This is a genomic window from Kitasatospora sp. NPDC091207, assembly GCF_044768625.1.
Taxonomy (GTDB): domain Bacteria; phylum Actinomycetota; class Actinomycetes; order Streptomycetales; family Streptomycetaceae; genus Kitasatospora.
In genome coordinates, this window is the sequence record NZ_JBIVVS010000005.1 from 78,425 (window position 1) to 103,837 (window position 25,413).

Genomic DNA, 25,413 nt, shown 5'->3' on the forward strand with positions numbered 1-25,413 from the left:
GCCATCCTCCCCGTTTTCCGCCCGTCAGCCTCGTGACCAGCTCGGTCGTCCTGTCGCGTCAACTTTAACGTGTTCTTGATATTCACAAGTTTGTGAATTTACGGTACCTTCCGGAGCATGACGAAGGCAATCACTCTGTCCGGCCTGCGCAAGGCCTTCGGCCGGACCACCGCGCTGGACGGCCTCGACCTCACCGTCGAGACCGGCGAGGTGCACGGCTTCCTCGGCCCCAACGGCGCCGGGAAGTCCACCACCATCCGGGTCCTGCTGGGCCTGCTGCGGGCCGACGGCGGCTCCGCCCGACTGCTCGGCAAGGACCCCTGGAGCGACGCCGTCGAGCTGCACCGCCGCCTCGCCTACGTCCCCGGCGACGTCGAACTCTGGCCGAGCCTCACCGGCGGCCAGGCCATCGACCTCCTCTCCCGGCTGCGCGGCAGCCTCGACAAGCGCCGCCGCGACGAACTGATCGAACGCTTCGACCTCGACCCCACCAAGAAGGGCCGCGCCTACTCCAAGGGCAACCGGCAGAAGGTCGCCATCATCGCCGCACTCGCCTCCGACGCAGAACTGCTCCTGCTCGACGAGCCCACCGCGGGCCTCGACCCGCTCATGGAGGTCGTCTTCCAGGACGTCGTCCTCCAGGCCAAAGCACAGGGGCGGACCGTCCTACTCTCCAGCCACATCCTGGCCCAGGTCGAGAAGCTCGGGGACCGGGTCAGCATCATCCGCCGCGGCAAGGTCGTCCAGACCGGCACCCTCGGCGAACTGCGGCACCTCACCCGGACCACGGTCGAGGCCGAGACCCTCCGCCCGGTCACCGGCCTGGAGACCCTGCCCGGCGTGCACGCCGTCCGGATCGAGGGCTCCAAGGTGCACTTCTCCGTCGACGGCGGACACCTCGACGCGGCAGTCCGCCGACTCGGCGACGCCGGACTGCACAGCCTGGTCAGCCACCCGCCGACGCTGGAAGAGCTGATGCTGCGCCACTACGGCGACGAACTGGCCGTGAGCGGCCATCACACCGACGAGCCGGCCGCCGGGCGCAGCCGCCTCTCGCGGATCCGCGGCGGTGCGCGATGACCAGCGCCACCACGACGGACACCACAGCACCGAGCGGAACGGCCGCACACCGGCAGGTGGGCGACAACTTCGCCGGGGTGGGGACGCTCCTGCGCTTCAACCTGCGGCGGGAGCGGATCAGGATCACGGCCTGGGTCCTGCTCGTCTTCCTCGTCACGGTCTCGACCGCCAACAACGTCAAGACGCTCTACCCGACGGCGGAGGACCGTGCTTCGGTCGCCCGCTCCTCGGACAACCCCGGCGTACTGGCCATGACCGGCCCGCACCACTACCTCGACGACTACACCTACGGCGCCATGCTCGGCCACCGGCTGCTCGGCCTGGCGGCTGTTCTGATGGCGCTGCTGAGCGTGCTGGTCGTCACCCGGCACACCCGGGCCGAGGAGGAAACCGGGCGCGCCGAGCTGGTCCGCTCGGCCGCCGTCGGCCGGCACGCCCACCTCGCGGCGGCATTCGCCCTGGCGACCATCGCCAACCTCGCGCTCACCCTCCTCCTGACCGTCGGCCTGAGCGGCCTCGGCGTCGAGGGCATCACCGCCGGTTCCGCCCTGCTCTACGGACTCTCCTGCGCGGCCGCGGGGCTCCTGTTCGCCGCGGTCGCGGGTGTCACCGCCCAGATCTCCGCACACGCCCGCACCGCCTCGGGCATGGCCCTCGCCGTCCTCGGCGCCGCCTACGCGCTGCGCGCCGCCGGCGACGCCGGCGACAACGGGCTCTCCTGGGCATCGCCCATCGGCTGGCTCCAGCGCACCTACGTGTTCGTCGACAACCGCTGGTGGCCACTACTGCTCGTGCTGCTGCTGACCGCGGCAACCGGCGCCGGGGCGTTCGCGCTCAGCACCCGGCGTGACGTCGGCGCCGGCCTCCGGGCCACCGGGCCCGGCAGCCCGACCGCCTCCGAGGCACTGGGAAGCCCGTACGGCCTCGCACTGCGGCTGCACCGCGGCATGCTGGCCGGCTTCGGCGCCGCCGCACTGCTGCTCGGGCTGATGTACGGGTCGATCCTCGGCAACGCCGAGGACATGCTGAAGGACGTCGACCAGCTCAAGGACGCGCTCCGGCGCGTCGGCGGGACGACCATGGCCGACTCCCTGGCCGCGATCACCATGCTGGTGATCGCCGTGATCGTCGCCGTGTACGCCGTCCTTGCCACTCTGCGTCCGCGCGGCGAGGAAACCGGCGGACGGGCCGAACCGCTGCTCGCCACCGGACTCTCCCGCACCCGCTGGCTGGCCGGCCACCTGGCGGTCGCGCTGGCCGGCTCCACCGCCCTCATGCTCGCCGCCGGAATCGGCTTCGGTATCGCCGGCGCGGCCTCACTGAAGGACGGCGGCGCGTTCCTGCGCCTGACTGGCGCCGCCCTCGCCTACGCCCCCGCCCTCTGGGTGACCGTCGGCTTCGCCGTCACCGTCTACGGCTGGCTCCCCCGGGCCGTGGCGGCGGCCTGGATCGTGCCGGGCTACGCCTTCGTCATCGGGTACCTGGGCCCGCTCCTCAAGCTTCCCGAGTGGATGAACAACCTGTCCCCGTTCGGGCACGTCCCCCGCCTCCCCGCCGCGGCAGTCGACTGGACACCCCTGGTGATCCTCACCGTTCTGGGAGCGGCCCTGGTCGCCCTCGGCGTGGCCGGCTTCAACCGCCGTGACCTGGAGATGAAGTAGCCCCTTCGGGCGACGGCGGTGCTGTCCGGGCCGATGTGCGGCGGCCCGGACAGCACCGCGCGCCCGCGCCTGCGGGCGCGCGCAATGGCTGGATTGATGACGCCACGTCATACATCTGACTCCGTATAGTTTCTGCTCGGTGTGCCGGGAAGTCTGGTCGGCGATGAGTTCGGCCTGCCCCGATCACCGAGCCGAAGGTGCGGCTGCCATGGCCAGGAGAATGCCCGGCACCGAGCGGCGCCGTCGGCACGACGGCCTGTCCTCGGGCCTCCCGATCGCCCTCGCCGCCCCGGCCGCCCTCCTGGTCGTTCCCGTCCTCGCGGCCGTGCACGCGCTGCGCGGCGGCGGGCAAACCCCGGTGCCCATCACCGTCGTCGGGCTTCTGACCGTCGCGGCCGCCAACATCTGGCAGTTGACCCGGCTCTTCCCCGGCGGAGGAAGCATCGGCGCCGCCGCCGCACGTGGGCTGGGCCCCGGTGCCTCGTTCTGCGCCATCGGCGTCCTGGCGGCGAGCTTCACCCTGGCGGTCGGCACGGCTGTGACCGCCACCGCGGGCGCCGTGATCTCGCTCTTCCCGGTACTCGTCCCCATACGCCTCCAAGTCGCCCTGTCCCTCATCGCATTGGTCGCCTGGATCGCGCGAAACAGGAGCGTCGGCCGACGGGTCGTCCCACTCGTGGGCGCCGCCGCCGCAGCTCTCGCCCTGGCGGAAGGAGCGGCCTGCGCCCTGACGCCCGCTCCCTGGCACGACTGCCCGGTACCGGAGAGCGCGCAGCCGATCGCAGCCGTCGTCACCTTCGTCGTCGCCGCTTGCCTGCCCGCCGTCACCGGTCTGGACTCACCCGTCAGGGTGAGCGCGGAGCTCAGCCGGCGGCTGCCCCGCAGAACGCGCCTGGGCGGCATCGCGTTCATCTCCGCTCTCGCCACCGTGGGCGTCGTCGCGATCGCGCTGGGCCCGCCGGCCTGCCGGTGGATCACTGCGAACACTCCCACGAGCCTGCTTCCGATGTGCCGTTCCGCCGCACTTCCAGGCGACCACGGCCTGCTCCGGATCGCACTCGGTCTTACCGTCGTCCTCCTCCTGACGACCGCGGCCGCCTCCGTCCGCGGAGCTTCGGCACGCCTTGGGCCGGCCGGCTCCCCGGCAACGCCCTATCGGCCACCGACCGCGCATCTGGCAGTGGTGGCAGTCGTCGTCACGGTCGCCGGCGGTAAAGAGGCACCGTTTCTCGCCATGCACGCGGGCACGCTGCTCCTGGCGCTCCTGATCAGTTGCCTTGCGCTGGCCTCATTGGCCCGGCGCAGGGGCAGGACGGTCGCCGCCGCCGTCAACGCCTCGTCGGCTGCCGCGGTCGTCATCGCCCTCTGCTGGGAAGCCCGCACCGGCTGGCCACTGATGTCGGCCGCGGCCGGCCCGGTGGTCGGGCTGCTCCTTCACTTGTACTGGGTCCGGTCCGGCGGCCGCCCGAACAGGACCGCGTCACCGCCGGTCACCCCGGGGTAGACAGGTGGACCACGAGGAAATCGCGGTCGCCAGACCGGGCAAGGCGCGGCAGCCGTGCGGGCGGAGCCGTGTCAGCCGGTTTCAGCCTGCCGCTCGATGTTCTCGATTCCCACGCCGGCCCCATGGCCGGATCTGCGACGACCTCGTCATCGCAGCCACCGCGGGCCGGGCGACATGATGTCGGCATGCCCCAGTCGCCCCACCGAGTCGTCGTCGCCGCCTTCCCCGGCGTCGAACTTCTCGACGTCACCGGACCGGCAGAGGTGTTCTCCGTCGCCACCCGCGTCGCCGGACCCGACCGGCCCGGCTACGTCGTACAGATCGCGACCGCCGACGGCGCACCGGTCGCGACCTCCAGCGGCGTGCGCCTGATGGCCGACCTCACCCTCGACGCGGTGGACGGCCGGATGGACACCCTGCTCGTGGCCGGCGCGATCACGCTGGTCGACGACGGGGTGGAACCGGTGATCGACCGGACGGTCACCGAGTGGCTCCGCAGGACAGCCCCGAGGGCCGGCCGGGTCGGGTCGATCTGCGCGGGCGCACACCTGCTCGCCGCGGCGGGGCTGCTCGACAGCCGGCCCGCCACGACCCACTGACTCACCGTGGCCCGCCTGGCGGCCGAGCACCCGCAGGTCATGGTCGACCCCGACCCGATCTTCATCCGGGCCGGCACCGTGTGGACCTGCGCCGGTGTCACCTCCGGAATGGACATGGCGCTGGCCATGGTCGCCGAGGACCACGGTCAGGCACTCGCACTGGCCACCGCCCGGATGATGGTCATGTACGTCAAACGCTCCGGCGGGCAGAGCCAGTTCAGCGTCCCGCTCTCCGTCCAGAGCGCCGACGGCGACCGGATCGACGACCTGCGGATGTGGATCGCCGAGCACCTGACCGAGGACCTCTCGGCCGACGCCCTCGCCGCACAACTGCACCTGAGCGTGCGCCACTTCTCCCGACTGTTCCGCCAACGCACCGCCACCACACCGGCCGCCTACGTCGAGTCCGCCCGGCTGGAGGCCGCCCGCCGACTGCTGGAGGAGAGCGACCTCAGCCTCCCGGAGATCGCCGCCGCCAGCGGCCTCGGCTCCGTGGACACACTGCACCGCTCCTTCCAGCGACGCCTGGCCACCACCCCGGCCGAGTACCGCCGCCGCTTCTGACGTCCACGTCGCCATCGGAAAGGACCAACTGGCCTCCGTGCTCCGCGGCCTGTCGCAGGACCCGGCAGCGTACGGAGCCCTGCGGGCGGCCGACCTGCGACAGGGCGCCGTCCACGTACCTCACCCCAGCGAGGCTCCCTCGGCCGCCCACCACTGTCACGCCGCCGCTGTCATCGTGCAGACGAGCACGGCGTCCCCTTCCCTCACCGACACGGTCGACGCAGTGCGCCGCGCGACCGCGGCGCCGATCATCGTCCTCTGCGCACGCCGGAACACCAAGGAGGCGGTGAGAGCGCTGGATGCGGGTGCGGACCACTTCATCAGCGGGCCGGTCTCATCGGAGGAGCTTCTCGCGACGATCCGTGCCGCTCTGCGCCGCCCCCTGCTCGTCGCCCGCAAGGCGGTCATCGGGGGTCACGTGATAGATCCCGAATCGCGGGCTCTGTCCCGTAATCGGTGGTAGCGCTGGGTGATGATCACTGGAGGAGGATGCGGTGGCGGAGCAGGGAGAATCCGGCTCGGCCGTGCATCTGTCTCATGATCCGTTTGGTTCGCGTGTTGACTCCCTCGGTGCGGCCGTTGTGGAACGGGAGGGTGAGGCCGGCGTCGACGGCGGCCCGGTCGAGTTCCAGGCCGTTCGCGAAGGAGTGCAGGTGGGGCAGGTCGACGGAGCGAACTGATGTGATCCAGTCGGTGAGCTTGGCGTCGTTGTTCTCGGCCGGCACCAGTAGTTGCGCGAACTCTCCGGTGAGACGGGCGAGTTCGGTCATCTCGGAACGGCTTTGGGTGAGCTCCCTCAGGAGGGCGGTGTCCTTGTCTCGCAGGTTCTCGGGACGGGTGAGGAGGAGGCGGGCGAAGCGCCGCGGGGTGGTGACGGGCCTGTCACCATCGGCGCGGCCCTGGGTGACGTAGCGGACCAGGAGGTTCGCGCTCCCGGTGTAACCGAGCTCCCTGATCTCGCGCAGGAGGTGGGTGACGGGCACCGCGGGGTCCTCGGCCCTGCGCCGGCGCAGGTGGTCGCGGTAGGGATCGACCAGCGTGGGTTTGTAGCGGGGTGCCCGGCGGTCGCCGGTGGGCTCCTTCATACGGGCGTACCGCTTGACGGTGTTCAGTGCGACGTCGAGGCGGCGGGCACATTCGAGCAGCCCGACGCCCTGGCCGGGCAGCTTGTGGACCTGGTGCCAGCGTTCGCGGGTGGTCTGCTCGCGTACGCCTCCGGGCCGGGTCGGGTTCACGGCGGTGGCCCGGCAGGCGGCGTGGGAGCGGATCTCGGCCAGGACCTTGCCACACAGGTTGCTCCACACGTGCCATCTGTCGCTGACCTGCACCGCTTCGGGGAGGGCCTGGCGGATCGCCTCGCCGTAGGAGCCGGAGCCGTCGCGGCAGACGTACTCGGCCCCGGGGTGCTCGCACAGCCACGCGACCAGAGTCTGGGTGGTGCGGTCGGGCAGGACGTCGATCCGCTCGCCGGTCTCGGCGTCGATGAGCACGGTGGCGTAACGCTGACGCCGGCGCAGGGCGAAGTCGTCGACGCCCAGCACGCGCGGGACGCGCAGCCGCGGCACCGACCGGCGCATGAGCACGCGCAGGGCGGTCGAGCGGGAGACCGTCGCAGCCAGGACCCGGGAGAGGCGGGCGCCCGCCCGGCCCGCTAACTCCTTGACGATCTCACCGAGTTGGTCGGCGAGACGGCGCGTGCGCCGCTGGTAGCGTTCGATCAGGCCGGGGACCTGCTCACGGAACGTCTGGCGCGGGCATCCCAGAACCGGGCAGGTCAGGCGTCGGACTCGCACCGACACCACGACCCGCCGACCGTCCACCGGCACATCCGCGACCACTCGATGGTGGAAGCCATGTACGTGCGGCGTCGGCTGCCCGCACGCTGGGCACGGCACAGGCTCGTCCTGGGTCCGGGCCGACACCCGGATGACCTCGCCCTCGTCCACCACGTCCTGGACGACCAGCGCCGACAGCCCTGAAAACACTATGCTCACAAGCTCGTTGGCATCTCGCACGTAACAACAACGACGACCGTCACCCTTCGTTACCACCGATGACGGGACAGAGCCGTTCGCTGGACAGACCCCAGCCGCGTGCTCCCGTTGTCGAAGCGGTGTCGGACGCACGGACTGCTCGCACCGTCGACGACACCGATGCTCTCCAGCCGGGGCAGCCGGCGCCCGCCGGCGCGTCAGACCGTCTCGGCCTGGCGCTCCACGTCCTCGATGCCACTCGGACTGCCGGCGCGGACCCAGCGGATGTACAGGCCGCCGCCGATCAGCAGGGTGGCGACCAGGGACAGCACCGGCCAGCCGCGCAGCAGGTTCACCACGAGGGTGAAGGCGACGGCCACCGCGGCGAGGGCGTTGACGGCGGCGACGAGGGGCTTGCGCTCGCTGCGCGCGAAGTGGGTCATCGCGAGCAGGCCGACCAGGAAACTGACGAAGACCGACACGGCGTAGAACAGCACCAGTTCCTGTTCCTGGCCGGCCGCAGCGACGATGATCACGGCGGCTGCGGCCAGGTAGACCACGACGGACCAGTACGGGGTGTGGTGCTTGTTGGTCCGGCCGAGGACGGCGGGCAGGACGCCGGGGTTCTTCGCGGTTCCGGCCAGGGCCTTGAGGAGACCGGGGCCCGCCTGGAAGGAGGAGCTGGCGGCGGCGAGCAGGAGCAGGGAGCTGGTGAGCTGGAAAGCGCCGTAGAGCCAGCCGGGGCCGACCGCAGCGTGGGCGATGTCAGCGATCTGGGTGGAGTCGGCGCCAGGCAGGCCGATGTGGAGCATCACGGCGAGGGCGGTGAGCGCGAGGGTGAGGCCGCCGACGATGACGAGCAGCAGGGCGAGGGTGCCGCGGCCGAAGCGGCGGCGGTGGGTGTCGTCGAGCTGGCCGAGCTGGGCGATCGCGGTGGACGGCGCCTCCACCCCGGTGGCCAGGGCCATCGCGACGGGGAAGGCAAGCACGACGGCGAGTGCGGCCGAGCGTCCCGGGTCGGTGTGGGCCGGGGCCGTGCCCATGGCGTGTGGGGCGGTGAAGCCGAGGACGACGACGGCGACGGCGACGGCGACGAAGACGACGGTCATCGCGGCGAACAGGAGCCGCCCGCCGTGCCCGAACCAGGTGAGTGCGGCCACGACGACCAGCAGGACCAGTGCCAGCGGTATGCGGATCGACGCCAGGCCCGGGACGAGCGCGATCACCGCACTCGTGGCGGCGGCGATGGAGATGCCGATGGTGAGGACGAAGTCGACGACGAGGGCTCCGATCGGCAGGAACGTCCACCGGGGCCCGAAGGCGCGCCCGGCCGCCGCTGCGGCGCCGCCGCCCTTGGGGAAGCGTCGCACCAGCTGCCAGTAGTTGGCGGTGACGACCACGACCAGGCCGACCACCAGGCCCATGGTCGGCAGCAGCAGCGCGAGGTCGCCGTGCAGGGCGTGCAGGGCGGCCTCGATCGCGTAGGCGACCGAGGAGACCGGGTCCGCGATCACGGCGAAGGCGAAGGCGAAGAAGAGAACCGAGCGCCGGGGCCCGCGGCCGGACGGAGCCGACGGGGCGGGTGTGACGGCAGCGGGAGATACCACGGCAGCAGGCCTTTCACCGAAGGGTGTTGTCGATCACTGTGCCGACCAGGCTTCCCGGCTCACCGGAGGGAAACGATACGTCAAGAACGCGACAGAAGAGCGTCAAGGACGCGTTAAGGACTTCGCTCTCCACCGAGGCCCTGCGTGGGCGCAGCGAACGCGACTTACAGTGAACGGCACGGCTGGACGATGGTGCACATCAGCGGCGATCTCGACCTGCCGGCGGTCGATGCCGCGCGCGAGCGCCTGCTCCGGCTCATCCGGCAGGGCTGTCGCGACCTGTTGCTTCGACCTCCTCGGCCCGCGCTCCTGTGACACCGGTGTGTTCGCCGAGCACCGGCCACGCGCCGTCGCGATCGCCGTCGCGGTTCGGACGCCACTCCCGCCCTCACGGCACCGACACCGCAACAGCGCGGATGGCCTCAGCTCGCAGCTCCCGGGGCAGCCGCAAACCGGCCGGGCCGGGCAGCGTACGAGCGGTGCCGCGCGTCCCGACCGACCGACGCGCCCGCGAGCCATGTGAATGACGGTTCGTCAACGATGTCCGACCGGTGGCCGGCCCGTGAGTCCGGCCGGGCAGACTGGCGCGATGTCCACTCATTCCCTCCAGCAGTCCGGCGAGGCGGAGCCGGCCACGGACCGGCCCGCACCGGTGCCCACGCAGGCCGGCCCGGCCGGCGACGCTCCGACCGGACACATGGTCGTCTTCGGCGACGACGCCCTCGCGCATCGGCTCGCGGTCGAACTCGCGACGCTCTACGGCCGGCGGGTGACCGTGGTCCTGCCGTCCCTTAGGCACGGACACGGTCCGCACATCGCCGCCCTGGCCGCTGACGAAGGGGTGAGCGTCACGGCCGTCGAGGCCGAGCAACCCGATGAGGCGACCCTGCGGGCGGTCGGCGTTCGCGAGGCCGCCGCCCTCGCGCTGACCTCGGACGACGATCAGGCCAACATCCAGGCGGCGCTGCGCGCCCGGCGGATCAACCCGGGCCTGCGGCTCGTGCTGCGCGTCTACAACCGCCGCCTCGGCGGCCGGATCGAGCAGTTGCTGGACCGTGCGGCCGGCGCCCACCACCCGGGGCTGTCGCCGGCGGCCCTGCAGGCGTCCACCACCGTGCTGTCGGCGTCCGCGACCGCCGCCCCCGCGCTCGTGGCGGCCGCCGTGGCCGGGCGCGGCCACGTGGTGCACGTCGATGGGCGGCTGCTGCGTCTGTCCGTCGTGTCGCCCGGCGCGCCCGCGCGCGGGCAGGAGGTGGCGACCCTCGCCGTGACGCCGGACACCGCCCACCCGGAGCCCGAGGGTGGCCTCCTGCCGGACCCCGCGTCGGTGGCGTCGGGTGCCGAGCGCGTGGTGCTGGAGTTGCTCGGACGGGCACAGGCTCCGGCTCGCACGCGCAGGCTTCCCGGCCTGTCGGGAGTGCCACTGTCCACGCTGTTCTCGCCGCGGCTGCGGTGGGCGCTGGCCGCACTGGCCGGACTGGTCTTCGTGTTCGCCGCGCTGACGTGGGCCATCACCGGACAGTCCCCCACCCGTGCCGCATGGCTGACCACGCTGGACGTGCTCGGCATCGCCGATCCGGCCGACGAGGCGGGGCCGGGCCGCAAGGTACTGCAGATCCTGACAGCCATCAGCGGCATGCTGCTGATGCCCTTGCTGATCGCCCTCGCACTGGAGGCACTCGGGGCGTTCCGCAGCGTCTCCGCGCTGCGCCGGCCGCCGCGCGGGCTGTCCGGGCACATCGTGCTGGTCGGACTCGGACGGGTGGGCAGCCGGGTGCTGGAACGCCTCTGGGAACTGGAAGTTCCCGTGGTCTGCGTCGAGGCCGAGCCGACCGCCCGGGGCATCGCCCGGGCCCGCTCCTACGGCGTTCCCGTGGTGATCGGGGACGCGACCCAGGACGGTGTCCTGGAGGCTGCCAAGGTCCACCGGGCCGCTGCCCTGATGACGCTCACCAGCAATGACAGCACCAATCTGGAAGCGGCCCTGTACGGGCGGGAGTGCAGCCCCGAACTGCGGGTGGTGCTCCGGCTGTTCGACGACGACTTCGCGGGCGACATCTACCAGGCGCTTCGAGACTCCTACCCTCGCGCCGCCACCCGCAGCCGCAGCGTCTCCTTCCTCGCCGCGCCCTCGTTCGCCTCGGCGATGATGGGCCGCCAAGTGATCGGCGCCCTCGCCGTCGGCCGCCAGGTCGTGCTGATCGCCGCCGTCCAGGTATCAGGAAACCCGTACCTGTCCGGCCGCACGGTGGCCGAGGCCCAGCGCCCCGGCCACTGGCGCGTCCTCGCCGTCGACCTCGTCGACCCGCCCGAACGCACACCCGACCTCGCCAACCCCTACCTCGCCACGCCCGAACTCCTCTGGACACCGGTGGAGACACGGATGCTCGTCGACGGCGACCTGGTCGTGGTCGCCGCGACCCGCGAGGGGCTCGGGCTGCTCCTACGTCCGGACACCACGAGGCCCTGAGCCGCCGGCCGGGACGTCACCAGCCGACCAGACCGAGCTGGCGCGCCGGTGCGGACGGCTCGCCGGCGGCCTCCGCGAACGCGTGCAGCGCGTCGATCAGGCCGGCCCGCTGGTGTGCGGACATGGAGACGACGATACGGGCGATCTCCTCACGGCGCCGGCCGGTCGCGTCGGCGACCGGGGAGCCCCATTCGGTGTCGTGGTAGGCGAGGAACTCCGGTGCGGCTGTGCTCCACGGGCAGCGCGGCGCACCGTCGGGGCCGAGGAACGGTGCCGTCACAGCAGGAAGCTCAGCCGCTCGTCCGCCATGCCCGGCGCGATCTCGGTGATCTCCGCCGTGACGACGTCCTGGGCGACGAACGGGTCCTCGTCGACGCGCTTGCGCAGGTCCTCGGGCGAGGTGTTGTGGGCGAGGACCGCGCCGCCGAGGCCCGGCTGGATGCTGCCGACCAGGAGGAAGACCCCGTCGTCCAGGCCGCGCTTGACCCATTCCTGGTGGCCGGCCATGTGCTGGCCGGCGGCGGGCTTGTTGTCGGAGAAGCGAAGCAGGACCACGAACATGCGATCTCTCATTTCTCGTAGGTGTGCAGCCAGTCGCGCATCCGGCCGACTTCGCGCTGGATGAACGCCTCGTCGTGGAAGGCGTTGGCCATGACGGCGACGCCCTGGCTGAAGGCGAGTACGTGCATCGCCAGCTCGTCGGCCTGCTCGGCGGGTGCGAGCAGTGCGAACTGCTCGCGGAGCCAGGTGCAGAGCAGGGTGAACAGCCGCCCCGCCTGGCCGAGCATGGCGTGCTCCAGCTTGGCCAGCTCCGTGGTCAAGGTGCCCACGGGGCAGCCGTAGTCCTGGATGTCGGCGCGGTTGGTCAGCACGATCTCGATGTACCGCATGATGCGCCCGACCGGAGTCGGCGCTTCGGCCTCCCACTGCTCCAGCATCCGCCGGGTGTCGGCCAGGCGGGCGTCGATCACCGCGTCCAGGATCGCGTCCTTGGACTTGAAGTGGTAGTAGAAGTTGCCCCGCGACAGCCCGACGGCCCCGGCGATGTCCGCGAACGAAGTGTGCTCGTAGCCGTGGTGGTAGAACAGCCGGTCCGCTGCCGCCACGATCTGCTCGCGGGTCGCCACAGCAGTCACGGTGATCCCCTTCCGATGCCGTAGGACAGTCGACCTAGAGCCACAACGTAGGTCAGCTGTCCTAGATCGTCAAGCCGTTGACACCACGGAGGCGGACGACCCGGCGTGACGGTGCCCTGGGGTGACTGTCCTACGATGTTCGCCACACCGCTGGAGGTTGACGGCCGGAGAGCTTACGGAACCATGGCAGCCGCCTCACCTGCCCCAGCATGTGCGTGGCCGCGGTGTGTACTGATCCTCGTCACGGCGCACCGGATCAACTGGGTTCGCCCCGCCGAGGGCTTGATGGGGGTTTCGGTGAAGAGGAATCGTAGGGGACGTACGGGTGGGCGGTGGGTTCGGCGTACAGCCGCCGTGGGCGCCATGACATCGATATTCGCGGTGCTGGGCGCGCCCCCTCCCCGGCAACGACGTCCGCGACGGCCACTCCCGGCACGCCGACGCTTACACGCATCTCGGCCGGCCCCTACGAGGGCTACCAGTTCCACGGAGCGACGACGCCGGTCGTGTACCCCTCGGTCTTCACCCAGTTCGCCGCGAGCGCAGCTCCCAGCGAAGGAGATCCTTTCTATCCGTTTCCCAGCTATCCCGACATGAACGGTCAGTTCGAGATTGCCAGGCCCGGCGACGAGGCTGCGCCCTTCATCCAGGAGACCAGGCCGACCGAGGGGAGGAGAGTCATCACCCTTGCCCGACGTCGACCGGTGACCTCCACGCCCCCCGCTGTAGTGAACACCCCTCGATCGACGCCCAGACGAGCCGTCGCCGGAGAGCCGATCGCGCTCAGGGCTGCGGCTACCGCCTCCACGTCCCTCATCAACGCCCAGGAGGACGACACGAGGTCGAAATGCCCGATCTCCAAGGCCTCCGCCAATCGGAACCTCACAGTGATCGCCGGCTTCGGCCCCTGTCCAGTCCTGGACGCCGCACGGCGCTGCCTCCAGGTAGGCGGGCAGCCACAGGCCGCTCCCGCGACCGCTGCCGGCACCAGCAGTCGAGCTCCGTCGCAAACGTGGGCGCCTTGACGTCCCCGCATGGTCATCCTGAAGTCCAGGGCCTGCGGCCCGTCGAGAGTGATCAGGAAGCTATCCCGGCCGGTCATCAGCTCGGCGCCAGGCTGCTTCACCCTCATGTCGTCACCGAGCAACCGCGCCAGGGCGGCCGCCCCCTCCGATGATGGCGTGGAGACTCGCCAGCCGGGGTCCGGGGCTGCCGTGTCGCCCGGAGGTCCGCACACGTGGAACCGCCCCACGGCAGGTTCCGAGCACCAGTTGTCATAAGCACCCTTGCGAAGGACAGAAAGAGCGTCAGTCGGCGCGGCGGTGAACAACGAGGCCTCCGGGATTCCGTGGAGCAGGACTCCCGCATCGTCCGGGGAAGCAGCGGCTTGGCGAGGCCGGGCTTCTCTGGTAGGGGCCGCACTGGCCTGCCTGACGGCGTTGGGGCCGGGCAGCGAGCTCGTCGCTCACCAGCCCGGCCCCGAGTCAGTCGCCCCGGCGGTGGACCGAACCGTCAGCCTCGCGTTCCCGCCAGAGCTTCTCCCGGGGCAGCCCACGGATCCGGCTCATCCAGCCAGTGGATCTCGACCCGGGACTTGCCGTCGAACGGGACCCCACGGCGGCCCTTCGAAACGACCACGCGCCGCACCAGGAGGCGGAGCAGCTCGCGCCGAAGCTCGTGGTCGGCATCCGCCCACGCCTTGCGGATGGTCTCGTCCTCCAGGAGCCAGCTGACGTCGAGGCGCTTTGGTCTGTTTGGCGGCGATCAATGCGGCCCTGGCCTCCGCCTGAAGCTTGGGGAGGCGGGTGTCGAAGAGGGGCTCGAAGAAGCCTTCCGCCTGCTGCTTCGCTAGGCGCTGAACGGTGGTCTCCGCAGCGGTGAGCGCCGCGACGGCGTCGGCGAGTTGCTCCGCCGTCTCCGGGTGCTGGTAGCCGGCCCACCGCTCGGCTGCGACGGCCAGGAGAGGATCGTCGATGTCTGCTGCGTTCAGCCTGGCGAACCAGGCCTCGATCACCCACTCCTCCAGCAGCCTACGGCTGGCCGACACCGGAGCCGGGCAGAGCTGCCCCACTGTCGGCCGGTTGCAGTGGTGGTTCAGCCCGCTGGCCGACGCGGCGTTCCGACACCCGGAGCAACGTGCGAGGCCCGTCAGCAGGTGCCGCTTTCGGCTTCCGGAAGTCCGCCGGCCCGGAAAGTTGCCCGCCGTGAGCATCTGCCGGGCCCGTACGGCCAGTTCGTGCGGAACGGGCTCCGCTCCCTCGACCCAGACCCGGACCCGTTCCCCGGACTCGTCGCGATACGGGATCGGCTTGTTCTTGTTGTCCGGGTGCTTGATCGTCTGCCAGCCTTCGTGCACGGGGTTGTACACCATGTAGGAGATGGTGGATGTCTGCCACTCCTTGCCATAAGGGGACAGCATCCGATTCGGGCCGGAATTGAACGCCAGACAGAGGCTGCGCGCGCTGATCCCGTCGGCCAGGCTGCGAAAGATGTGCAGCACGACGGGCCACAGGTCTCCGTTGGTCAGCTTGCGGTCCTTGGTCGCCTCGGTCCCGTACGGCGGCCGGCTCGACCACTGGCCGTTCCTCAGCTGGTTCTTCTTGGTGACGCGGATGTTGTAGCTGAGGCGTTCCGAGTACTCGCGGGCCTGCTCCGCCCGGTCGATGATCCAGCGGCGGTCGTTGGGGGCGGAGCTGTCGAGCCGCTCCCAATAGAAGATGACCCGGGCCTTTCCCATCACCGGGCCGATGTCGTCAATTTCCTTGCGGGAAAAGCGATCGAGCGCGAAACACCAGAGAGCGGGCACCTGGTCATCGAGTACCGCGGCGAGGGCGTTGTCGAAGCCGGGGCGGGCGATGTCCGACCAGGCGGACAGGTTGTCGATCCACACCTTCCGGACGCGGTAGTGGTTCCTCGCGGCCCACTCCCGTCCTTCGGCCTCCTGGGCCCTGATCGAGGTGATGTCGCGCTTGTCTCCCTCGCGCACGACCTTGGACTTGCGGAGGTACAGGTCGATCTCCGGCCAGTCGGCCGGGTCCGTCGACGAGTGCTTGCTCGGTGGTTCGTAGTTGTACGCGGGCATGGACCGGATCCTCCGGGAGGACCGCGATTGGGCGCGGCCGTCGAATGACAGTACGTTCGACGGGCTTCCGCCCACTCGAAGTTGTCCATCAGGGACCAGGTGTAGTAGCCGCGGACGTCGACGCCTTGGGCGGCGGCCTCGGCGAGGGCGTCGAGGTGGCCGGCGAGGTAGTCGATGCGGGGCTGGTCGTCGATGGCCGCGGTCGTCGAGCAGCCGTTCTCGGTGATGGTGATCGGCGGGAGGGCGGCGCCGTAGCGGTCGCGGAGGCCGGTGAGGAGTTCGCGCAGGCCGTCGGGGACGACGGGCCAGTCGAAAGCAGTACGGGGGACGCCTTCGATGGGGGCTTCGGCGAAGGGGAGGCCGGGGTCGGTGGGAGCGGCGATGCGGGTGGGGTTGTAGTAGTTGACGCCGAGGCCGTCGAGCGGGGTGGCGGCGATGAGCTTGAGGTCGCCGTCGTGGACGCAGCCGCCGAGGTCGGGCCCGACGCCGTAGGCGGCGAGGTCGGGGTAGCGGCCGAGGAGGAGGGGGTCGGTGAACAGGCGGTTGTGGAGCGCGTCATAGGCGTCGGCGGCGGCGAGGTCGGCATCCGAAGAGGAGGCGGGCCACACCGGGGTGAGGTTGTTGGCGATCATCACCTCCAGGCCGCGCTCGTGCAGCGCGGCGGCGGCGAGACCGTGGGCGAGGAGCTGGTGGTGGGCGACCGGCAGGGCGTCGAGCATCAGGGCGTGGCCGGGAGCATGGGTACCGAGGGCGTAGCCGTAGACCATGTGCACGAAGGGCTCGTTGAGGGTGATCCAGGTGGGGATCCGGTCGCCCAGGCGGTCGGCGACGATCACGGCGTACTCGGCGAAGCGGTACGCGGTCTCGCGGTTCAGCCAGCCGCCGGTGTCTTCCAGGGCCTGCGGGAGGTCCCAGTGGAAGAGGGTGGGCAGCGGGGTGATGTCGGCGGCGAGCAGGGCATCGGTCAGGCGGTCGTAGAAGGCGAGTCCGGCCGGATTGACCGGGCCCGCACCGGTGGGCAGCACGCGTGACCAGGCGATCGAGAACCGGTAGCCGTCCAGGCCGAGGCCGCGCATCAGCTCGATGTCCTCGGGATACCGGTGGTAGTGGTCGCACGCCACCGCCCCAGTGTGTCCGTCGCGAACGGTGCCGGGCCGGGCGGTGAAGGTGTCCCAGACGGACGGGCCGCGTCCGTCCTCCTCGACGGCTCCCTCGATCTGGTAGGCGGCGGTGGAGACACCCCAGCGGAAGCCCGCCGGGAGGTCGAGTCGGTTCGGCACGGCCGCTCCTTGCTCGCGATGGCGATGACTAGGCACTCAATGGAGGCATAAAATATGAGGAGTCCTCATGTTAGCGACTGACCGACGAAACACCAGATGTCGCGCGAAGGCTCCAAGCGCCAACCGTGCCGGACTTGCGGAACAACCGACCCGGCTGTCCGCGCCCGAGTGCGGGCCGCCAAGGCAACGCGTGCGGCGGGGCGGTGAGGCTTCTCGGTGAAACGCCTGCGGTGACTGGCCGTCCTCCTCAGGGTGCGGGCGTTCAGCCGCCGAACAGCGGTGCGTCGCGGTAGGCCGCGGCGAGGCGGTCGTGGCCGCGGGCGAGCACGGTGTCGACGGCGACGCGGACGTCGTCGGCCGGCTCGCCGGCGGCGGGCCGGCGGCGGACGGGTCTCGCCGGCGTGGAGGACTTCGCGGATCAGCACGTCGAGGTCGGCGGTGGTGCTGCGGTAGTTGCACAGGCAGGCGCGTAGCACGGTACGGCCGCGCACGGCGACGGTGGCGCGGTAGGCGCGTCCGTTCTCCTGGACCCGGCGGGCCACCCGGGCTTGAAGAGCGTCCAGGTCACCGCACTCCGGGTCGGTGACGCGAAAGCAGGCGACCGGCCACGGGCCGCCCGCCAACAGTTCCAGTCGCGGTTCGCTCGTGATCCGGTCGCGCAACAGATCGGCGAGGCGCAGGTCGTGCTCGATGATGTCGGTGACGCCGTCGCGGCCCAGGTACTGCGGGTGGCCCAGAGGGTCAGGGCCCGCGCACCGGGGCGGGTCAGCTCGATCGTGGCGTGGGAGAGCCAGGGCAGCACGCCCGGTTCACCGGCCGTGAGGTAGCAGGCCTGGTGCGCGCAGGCGGTGGGCAGGTGCTCGGGGTCCGGGACGAGCAGCGCTCCGCGTTCCACCGGCACGCTGAGCGTCTGGTGCGGGTCCACGGTCGTCGAGTCGAGCTCATCGACGCCCTGGTGGAGGGGCGCCAGGGCCGGGACCGCGGCTCCCAGCCCGCCCCAGTCCCCGTCCGCGTGATGCCACATCCCGACGCGCCGGCCCATGCCGGCCTGGAAGGCCGAGTCCATGGGCGCGGCCGCGGACCGGCAGGACGGAGACCCCCCGAACGTCAGGTCCGGACTTCAGCCTCACCGTGCACCCCGACACCCCGGGCACCCCAACACCCGTGACGCCCCGTGACGCCCCCGACAGCCCCGACGTCCCGAGACGCCCCCCGACCGGGGAGGCGCTCCCGGCACGGTCGGGGAGCCGGTGGCAAGAGGAGCCCGTACAGCGGTCAGGGGGACGGGAGCAGGAGGAGCTTGCCGGTGGTGAGGCCGGATTGCAGGGCGGTGTGGGCGGCGGCGGCGTCGGCGAGCGGATGCTGGGCGGCGATGGTGAGGGTGAGGCGGCCCTGGCGGAGCCAGTCGAAGACCTCCGCCGCGCGGGCACGCAGTTCGGCGGGGTCGGTGGCGTGATCGACCAGGGTGGGGCGGGTCAGATAGACGGAGCCGTGGGCGGCGAGGGACTGGGGGTCGAGGGCGGGGGCGGGGCCGGAGGCAGCGCCGGCCAGGACGAAGGTGGCGCGGCGGGCCAGGCAGGTCAGACCGGCCTCGAAGGTGTCGCGGCCGATGCCGTCGAAGACCACGTCCACGCCGTGGCCGCCGGTCAGTTCGCGCGCCCGGGCGGCGAAGTCCTCCTGGGTGCGGACGACGACCTCCTCGGCGCCGGCCGCCGTGGCGGCGGCGGCCTTCGCCGGGCTGGAGACCGTGCCGATCACCCGGACGCCGGCGGCGGCGAGCAGGCGCGTCAGGTGGGCGCCCAGGCCGCCGGCGGCGGAGTGGACCAGGGCGGTGGCTCCCTTGCGGGTGGGCCAGGTGGTGGTGGTCAGGTAGTGGGCGGTGAGGCCCTGGAGGAGGACGGCCGCGGCGTCGGTGTCGGGGATGTCGTCGGGCACCGGCACGGTGGCGCCCGCCCGCACGACGACGAGTTCGGCGTAGCTCGCGGGGGCCGCCCACCAGGCGACGCGGTCACCGACGGCGGGAGAGGTGACGCCGGGCCCGGTGGCGACGACGGTGCCGGCGCCCTCGCAGCCGGGGACGAAGGGCGCGGTGGCGCCGGTGCGCCCTTCGCGTTCGTAGACGTCCTTGAAGTTGACACCGATGGCGCCGGTGCGGACCAGGACGTCGCCGGGGCCCGGGACCGGGTCGGGGAGTTCAACGGGGGTGAGGGCCTCGGGGCCGCCGGGCTGGTGGACCACCACTGCGCGCATGAGTGTTCGTTCTCCTCGGATCGTCGGACGGGGTGGGTCGGAGACGGAAGGTCGGGTCGGGACGGCCTGGTCGGCAGGACCGGGCCACCGAGGTCAGTGCACGCTGCGGTGCACCGCCCAGGTGACGGCCAGGAAGCCTGCCGCGACCAGCGCCAGACAGACCCTCAGGCCGCCGGCGCCCGTGGCCGCCAGGACCGGGCCGAACAGGGCGATCGCGACCGCTCCGCCGATCTGGCGGAAGGCGTTGAGGGAGCCGGAGGCGAGGCCGGACCGGTCGGGGGGCAGGGACCGCAGCGCCAGTGTGGGCAGGGAGGGGCCCATGAGACCGGCGCCGAGTCCGAGCAGGCAGCTCCCGGCGGTGAACAGCCACCAGTCGGGGGTGTCGGCCAGCGGCAGGAGGGCGAGGGCACCGGCGGCGGCCGTGGCGGCGCCGGTGGTCAGCAGGGCGCGCACCCCGGTGCGGTGGACGGCGCGGGCCAGGACGAAGGAGGCCAGGCTCCAGCAGAGCGCGAAGGGGACGAAGGCGAGGCCGGCGCCGAGCGCGTCACGCCCCCAGTGGCGCTGCAGGTGCAGGGAAATGGCGAACTGAGCGCCGTAGGCGCCGAACTGGTAGAGCGCGCCGACGGTGAGGGCGGGGGTGAAACCGGGGCGGCGGAAGGTGTCCAGGGGCAGGACGGGGTGGGTGGCGAAGCGTTCGGCGGCAACGAAGGCGATGGCGGCGGCGAGGGTGGCGGCGGCGAGCACCAGGGTCAGTGGCGCGCTCCAGCCCAGGGCCCCGGCCTGGACCAGGGTGCCGATCCCGGAACCGACCAGGGCCGCGGTGGCGAGCTGGCCGAGCACGTCCAGTCGGACGGCGCGCACCGGCGAAGGGGCGACCTTGCGCCGGCAGACCACGGCGGCCGCCAGTCCGATGGGGACGTTGACGAGGAAGATCGCCCGCCAGCCGACGCCGGCGGTCAGCGCGCCGCCCGCCACCGGGCCGGCCACCAGGGCCAACGAGCTGACGCCGCCCCAGACGGTGAAGGCCCGGGCGCGGGCCGCGCTTTCGGGGTACATGTGAGCGATGACGGCCAGCGAGGCGGGCAGCAGACCGCCGGCGGCCACGCCCTGGACGACGCGGGCGGCGATCAGGGCCCCGATGGTGGGCCCGGCCGCGCAGGCGGCGGAGGCGGCGACGAAGAGCAGCAGACTGACCTGGAAGAGGCGGCGGGCACCGAGCTTGTCCGCGAGGGCGCCGCCGCCGAGCAGACAGGCGGCCATGGCGACGGTGTAGGCGTTGACCGTCCACTCCAAGGTGGCCAGCGAGCCGCCGAATTCGGCGCTGAGATCGGGCAGGGCGACGTTGAGCGCGCTTCCGTCGAGCAGGACCATGAAGAAGCCGAGGCAGACCGAACCGAGGGCGCCCGCGCCGGGCCCGGAGGTGCCGGGCGGCTCGCCGGCACCGGGCCGGCGCACGGGAGCGCCCGGGCGGCGGCGTGGGGACCGGGCGCGCCCGGGGGTCTCGATGGCTTCACTCATCAGGCAGCCCCCGTTCAGATGGAAGTCGTCGGTACCGGTCCGCGAAGGGCCTTCGCGGTCTATAGTGTTCGATGGAGGTCGATCACCATGAATGAAAGTCGCATCCGTGACAGTTCGTCAAGTGCGTTGACTCCGGCGGGTGACAGCCGCTCCCGGCGCGCGCGTGGCCTGGAGCACACGGACCCGGCGGAGGTGACGCTGCACGAGGTGCTGCAGGTGCTCGCCGATCCGGTGCGGCGCGCGATCGTGCGTGAGCTGGCCGGCAGTGCGGACTGGAGCCGCGCCTGCGGCACGTTCGAACTGGGCGTCAGCAAGGCCACCCGCAGTCACCACTTCACGGCGCTTCGCCAGAGCGGCCTGGTCGAGCAGCGCGACGCCGGCGCCCGGCGGTACAACCGGCTGCGCCGGGCCGAGTTCGACGCGCAGTTCCCCGGCCTGCTCGCCCTCGTCCTCGCGGAGGACCCGACCGGCGCCGACAGACCCTCCGGCGACGCCGACTTCGGTCCGGTCATTGCCAGTTGACAAAACCTGCCATAGCTTTGTCACAACGACGGACGCGCGGGGACGGCCACCGGCAGCACCGGGACCCACCGTGGGGCGACGGCGGGCCGGGGCCCGACCCGGGACCCTTCCAGGTCAGCGGAGCCCGACCACCGGCCGCGGCACCGCCCCGCGGCCGCCCTCGGGGCCGCACCGCGCCGGCCCGAGACCCTTCGGCGAACGGAGCCGGAACGCGAGTGACGCATGCGTCTGACGAGGCCGGCATCGAGGGTTCCTCCTGACGGGAAGCGCGCGGCGACGGAGCAGTGACGGTGACGGGGGCAGTGACGGGAGTGGTGACGGAGGTGAAGTGGTGACGGCAGTGGAGCAGCCGGCGTTGAGTCGCCGAATGAGGCGGCTCCGCCTGGAGCGGGGCACCCGGCAGGCGGAACTGGCCGTCGGCCCGGTGTCGACCGGCCACCTCTCACGTCCGGAGACGGACCACCGCCTCCCCTCGCCGCGACCGCTCCATCACCCCGCCGCCGAGCCCGCCGCGCCAACGGCACCCCGACAACCCGAGCCCGCCGCGCCAACGGCCGGCAGCACAGCGCCGCACGCGCGCAGGCCGGGACCGGACGCGCTGTCTGCCGAGGCGGTCACGGCCCGGTGCGACGGCCACGAGCCTCGGGTGATCACGCCGACGGCCGAGGCCTCCGAGACCTCCGACGACCCGCCCTTCGATTGGGGCCGGGACCTGTCCTGGCACCTCGCCGAGACGGAGGGGACGGAGGGGACGGAGAACAGCGGCACCGCGTGCGCGCGGGTGCCGAGCGAACCGGCCGAGCGCAGCGCCGACCGGGCGGATGCCGACACCGCGCGGACCACGCTGCCGGCGGAGCCCTGGGCGGTGGAGCGCACGGTCGGGCAGCTGCCGGTGGGAGTCGGGAACCGGCGGGAGGCCGTACGGGTGCCCCGGCACGCACCCGCGGCCGAACAGGTACCGGGATCGATGGCGACGGTCGGGACGAAGGACGGCCCGCGGCACCGGGCCACCGAACTGGTGCGAGACGAACAGGTGCGAGAACTGTCTGCTCGCGCCGATCAGTTGGCGCCCGCGCCGACGCACTGGACGTACGCGGGGACGCGGCGCCGGGAGGGACGCGCCGCGGAGAGCGTCCGGCCGCTGGACCAGACGCAGAGCCGGACGCCGGACATCCCGGACAGCGACCACACCGACCACAGCCACGTCAGCCACCACGACCCGGCGGGCCGGGCGCGACTGCGAACGGCCACGGACGCGCCGCGACTGCACAGCGGGCACACCGAGGGGGTCGGCGCGCCGATCACCGAGGCACGGCGGGCGCCGGACCTGGCGGGCGGTTCCGGGCAGGGGACGTTCCTGCTGCTCCTGCCGTTCCTGCGAGTTCGGCCGTGCCGGGCGGAAGGGGATCACGACCGCGCACCGTCCTCCGTCGACGGGGCGCGGATCAAGGACCTGCTGACTCTTCATGACCGCTGGTGTGCGCAGCTGTCGTACGGCTGCCGTCTGCCGGCGCTGGACGCGAAGAAGGAGCGGGGCCGGACAAGGCCGCGAGCGGCGGAAGCGAAGGACGCGGGGCATCTGGATCTGGTGACCGGCGCGCGGAAGACGTCGGCCTCGGGCCTGAAGCCGGCCTGACCAGAGGGCTGTCGCGTGGTCTGCAACTGTGACTTCCTTCCCCCATGGGGACCCCTCGGCAGGGCCCCCTCGCGTACCTCCAGGCACTCGGATGGACCCCGCCGCGTTCCCTCGGTCGCCGGCAGAGTCGCCTCCTGACTGCCAGTCAGGTTCGTTCACCAGTTCTGGGGAGCGTAACCCATTCGCGTTCGCACTGGCCAGAGCTGACGGGATGTCACTCGCCACTCGGCTGCCGCTTGACTTGATCCGATAGGCGTGGTTAGCGTGAAGCCGCACTGACCGCAGGCGACATGACAAGGTTGCGCCACTATGGCGCCGCGCCGCCCGCCGCTCGCCGCCCGGGACGTCCACCCTCGGGCCGCCCCCATGTTCTTCCCGGACCATCCGGCCTGAGCGGCCGTGGGCCGGGCATTCCCTCGCGCCACCCGTTGTCCAGACCTGTGTGCTGTTCGAACAGCGGTTTCACGACCACCGCCCTGCCCCGCTCCGCCCTGCCCGCGTACGCCACGGAGCGGGGCGGGCGACGCGTCGTGCTGCCGCCCAGCAGAAAGGCACGCCCGCCATGAGACCTGGCAACACCGCGTCGCACTCTCCGACGACGCGCGACGCCGCTTCCGACACCGCCCCCGACGCCGCACCGCACACCACCACAGCCACCACCGCACCGCACACCACCACAGCCACCGCGAACCCGGCCGCCACACCGGACCCGGCCGGCGCCGATACCGCCGCCGACCCGGTGCGGGAGAGCATGCGGCGCCTGCCCGGCCCGCTCCAACTGCCGCTCACCTTCCTGACCGGGCGCCCGCTGGCCGGTCAGCGCCCCGTGACCCTGTCGCCCGGCTTCCACCTGGCCACCGCCTCGCTGTCCGTGCTGGCCGGCGCGGCCGTGTCCGCCATCGGGTTCGTCCTGGGCTCCTGGTTCCTGTTCCTGCTGCTGCCCGGCTGGGCGATGACCCTGCACGGCCAGCGGAATCTACGGATGATGGTCTACCACCAGTGCTCGCACCGGAACATGTTCGGGCACCGCCGGCTGGACGCCGCCGTCGGCCACACCATCTCCGCCCTCCTGGTGATCCAGAACTTCGAGCGCTACAGCCGCGAACATGTCGCCGACCACCACGCCGTCCACCACATGACGTTGCGCGACCCCACTGTCCAGGCCTTCCTGATCAGCCTCGACCTGCACCCGGGCATGACGCGGCGCCGGATGTGGCGGCGGGTACTGCTCAAGACCCTCTCCCCCCGCTTCCACCTGGCCTTCGCGATCTCCCGGGTGCGTTCCTTCTGGCACGACAGCGCCGCCGCCGAGAAGGCCGTCGCCCTCGCCCTGTACGGCGGCGGCGGGGCTGCGGCCGTGCTGCTGGGAGCCTGGCCGGCCGTGCTGGTGGTCTGGTTCGTGCCGATCGGCGTGCTCTACCAGATCAGCAACACCCTGCGGCTGTGCGTCAAGCACACCTTCCCCGCGCCCGGCACCACGGTGCGCCGCGGCCGCGAGTACTTCGGGAGCCTGACCAACGCGATCTTCATCGGTGAGGCGGCACCCGCCCCGGGCCTGCCCGCCGCCACCGCCCCGCTGCGCTGGCTGCGCTGGAGCGCCCGGATGGCGCTGGTGCACTTCCCCACCCGCTACCTGGTGCTGACCGGCGACACCGTCGTCCACGACTTCCACCACCGCTACCCCGCCAGCCGGCAGTGGCACGACTACATCTTCGCCCGCCAGCAGGACCTCGTGGACGGCCACCGCAACTGGCCCGCCTACACGGCCGAGTGGGGCCTGGTCGCCGCGATCAACCGGGTCTTCGACTCGCTCTCGGCGGCCGACCCCGAGGAGTTCGACGTCGCCCGGATCCGCTCGGTCAGCAAGCGCGAGCTGTTCGCCGCCTTCGACGACTGACCGTCCACCCCTGGGTGACGGTCCGTCAGGTCATCGCGTCACTCCGTACCACCACACCCCGTACCCGCCCGTACTCCACGGATAGGCGGTTTCCCATGCCCACGCCCATGCCTACGCCCGCGCCCATGTCCATACCCGCGCCCATGTCGATACCCGCGCCCATGCCCACCCGTCCGACCGGCGCACCCGAACGGGACGGCCGCCTGGTGATCCTCGGCGTCGCGGCCAGCGACAGCCACGCCGTCGCCAACCACCTGATCGCCCACGCGCTGCGCGCCGACGGCTTCACCGTCGTCAACCTCGGCACCTGCACCCCGGTCGCCGAGTTCGCCGACGCGTGCGAGCGTCACCCGCACGCCGAGGCCGTCCTCATCGGCAGCCTCAACGGACAGATCCACGAGGACCTGCACGACCTCGCCGACGCCAAGCGCTCCGGGCGCATCCACTGCCCGGTCCTGGTGGGCGGCAACCTCTCGGTCGGCAGCGTCAAGGACGAGGCCTCCGTCACCCGCCTCTACGACCTGGGCGTCGACCGGGTGCTCGCCAGCGCCGTCGACCTCGTCCCCACCCTCGACGCCCTGCACACCACCACCGCGCCCGACTGCGTCCCGGCCGCCGCCGCCCGGTGACCCCC

At 72.0% G+C, this 25,413-nt stretch carries 17 protein-coding genes and 2 pseudogenes; 9 read left to right on the forward strand and 10 right to left on the reverse strand.

The window, feature by feature from the left end; translation table 11 throughout:
• Nucleotides 1-117: 117 nt before the first annotated feature.
• The 4 genes and pseudogenes from ACIQTO_RS11915 to ACIQTO_RS11930 all read left to right on the forward strand — a co-directional run bounded on the left by ACIQTO_RS11915 (nucleotide 118) and on the right by ACIQTO_RS11930 (nucleotide 5,408).
• Complete coding sequence (locus ACIQTO_RS11915) at nucleotides 118-1,080, forward strand: ABC transporter ATP-binding protein (protein WP_402386401.1); 963 nt, start codon at nucleotides 118-120, stop codon at nucleotides 1,078-1,080.
• A complete protein-coding gene (locus tag ACIQTO_RS11920; protein WP_402386404.1) occupies nucleotides 1,077-2,741 on the forward strand; it encodes an ABC transporter permease in 1,665 nt (554 codons plus the stop codon). The genes ACIQTO_RS11915 and ACIQTO_RS11920 overlap by 4 nt, the downstream gene beginning before the upstream one ends.
• Nucleotides 2,742-3,066: 325 nt before the next feature.
• Nucleotides 3,067-4,245: a hypothetical protein gene (locus ACIQTO_RS11925; RefSeq protein WP_402386406.1), complete on the forward strand. Its 1,179-nt coding sequence runs from the start codon at nucleotides 3,067-3,069 to the stop codon at nucleotides 4,243-4,245.
• A gap of 185 nt (nucleotides 4,246-4,430) precedes the next feature.
• Nucleotides 4,431-5,408 (forward strand): annotated as a pseudogene (locus ACIQTO_RS11930) (GlxA family transcriptional regulator).
• A 476-nt stretch (nucleotides 5,409-5,884) separates the two neighbouring features.
• Here ACIQTO_RS11930 and ACIQTO_RS11935 read toward each other — a convergent pair.
• On the reverse strand, nucleotides 5,885-7,393 hold the full coding sequence (locus tag ACIQTO_RS11935; RefSeq protein ID WP_402386967.1) for an ISL3 family transposase: 1,509 nt from the start codon (nucleotides 7,391-7,393) through the stop codon (nucleotides 5,885-5,887).
• Nucleotides 7,394-7,599: 206 nt separating this feature from the next.
• Nucleotides 7,600-8,988 (reverse strand): amino acid permease, encoded by a 1,389-nt coding sequence (locus ACIQTO_RS11940; RefSeq protein WP_402386408.1) that lies wholly within the window; start codon nucleotides 8,986-8,988, stop codon nucleotides 7,600-7,602.
• 589 nt (nucleotides 8,989-9,577) lie between these two features.
• Here ACIQTO_RS11940 and ACIQTO_RS11945 point away from each other — a divergent pair.
• Entirely contained in the window at nucleotides 9,578-11,458 is a 1,881-nt protein-coding gene (locus ACIQTO_RS11945) for an NAD-binding protein (protein WP_402386411.1), read from the forward strand.
• A gap of 16 nt (nucleotides 11,459-11,474) precedes the next feature.
• On the opposite strand, the gene ACIQTO_RS11950 is transcribed toward ACIQTO_RS11945, so the two are convergent.
• From ACIQTO_RS11950 to ACIQTO_RS11985, 8 genes and pseudogenes are all read right to left on the reverse strand, one after another.
• Nucleotides 11,475-11,738: a hypothetical protein gene (locus ACIQTO_RS11950; protein WP_402386413.1), complete on the reverse strand. Its 264-nt coding sequence runs from the start codon at nucleotides 11,736-11,738 to the stop codon at nucleotides 11,475-11,477.
• On the reverse strand, nucleotides 11,735-12,019 hold the full coding sequence (locus ACIQTO_RS11955; RefSeq protein ID WP_402386415.1) for a YciI family protein: 285 nt from the start codon (nucleotides 12,017-12,019) through the stop codon (nucleotides 11,735-11,737). Before ACIQTO_RS11955 ends, ACIQTO_RS11950 begins: the two co-directional genes overlap by 4 nt.
• Before the next feature lie 8 nt (nucleotides 12,020-12,027).
• Entirely contained in the window at nucleotides 12,028-12,594 is a 567-nt protein-coding gene (locus ACIQTO_RS11960; RefSeq protein ID WP_402386418.1) for a TetR/AcrR family transcriptional regulator, read from the reverse strand.
• 1,564 nt (nucleotides 12,595-14,158) lie between these two features.
• Entirely contained in the window at nucleotides 14,159-15,676 is a 1,518-nt protein-coding gene (locus ACIQTO_RS11965) for a recombinase family protein (RefSeq protein ID WP_402386420.1), read from the reverse strand.
• Between the two features lie 65 nt (nucleotides 15,677-15,741).
• Nucleotides 15,742-16,956, reverse strand: a pseudogene (locus ACIQTO_RS11970) (GH1 family beta-glucosidase); the annotation flags it as partial.
• Nucleotides 16,957-17,374: 418 nt separating this feature from the next.
• A complete protein-coding gene (locus tag ACIQTO_RS11975) occupies nucleotides 17,375-18,022 on the reverse strand; it encodes a pyridoxal-dependent decarboxylase (RefSeq protein ID WP_402386423.1) in 648 nt (215 codons plus the stop codon).
• Between the two features lie 209 nt (nucleotides 18,023-18,231).
• Nucleotides 18,232-19,206, reverse strand: a complete 975-nt coding sequence (locus ACIQTO_RS11980) for a quinone oxidoreductase family protein (RefSeq protein ID WP_402386426.1) — start codon at nucleotides 19,204-19,206, stop codon at nucleotides 18,232-18,234.
• Between the two features lie 93 nt (nucleotides 19,207-19,299).
• Complete coding sequence (locus tag ACIQTO_RS11985) at nucleotides 19,300-20,724, reverse strand: MFS transporter (protein WP_402386428.1); 1,425 nt, start codon at nucleotides 20,722-20,724, stop codon at nucleotides 19,300-19,302.
• Between the two features lie 192 nt (nucleotides 20,725-20,916).
• On the opposite strand from ACIQTO_RS11985, the gene ACIQTO_RS11990 reads away from it, so the two are divergent.
• The 4 genes from ACIQTO_RS11990 to ACIQTO_RS12005 all read left to right on the forward strand — a co-directional run bounded on the left by ACIQTO_RS11990 (nucleotide 20,917) and on the right by ACIQTO_RS12005 (nucleotide 25,408).
• Nucleotides 20,917-21,246 (forward strand): ArsR/SmtB family transcription factor, encoded by a 330-nt coding sequence (locus tag ACIQTO_RS11990; protein ID WP_402386431.1) that lies wholly within the window; start codon nucleotides 20,917-20,919, stop codon nucleotides 21,244-21,246.
• Nucleotides 21,247-21,892: 646 nt separating this feature from the next.
• Nucleotides 21,893-22,882, forward strand: coding sequence for a hypothetical protein (locus tag ACIQTO_RS11995; protein ID WP_402386434.1), 990 nt, complete (start codon nucleotides 21,893-21,895; stop codon nucleotides 22,880-22,882).
• A 562-nt stretch (nucleotides 22,883-23,444) separates the two neighbouring features.
• On the forward strand, nucleotides 23,445-24,779 hold the full coding sequence (locus tag ACIQTO_RS12000) for a fatty acid desaturase (protein ID WP_402386436.1): 1,335 nt from the start codon (nucleotides 23,445-23,447) through the stop codon (nucleotides 24,777-24,779).
• Between the two features lie 161 nt (nucleotides 24,780-24,940).
• Entirely contained in the window at nucleotides 24,941-25,408 is a 468-nt protein-coding gene (locus ACIQTO_RS12005) for a cobalamin-dependent protein (protein ID WP_402386439.1), read from the forward strand.
• The last annotated feature ends 5 nt before the right edge of the window (nucleotides 25,409-25,413 follow it).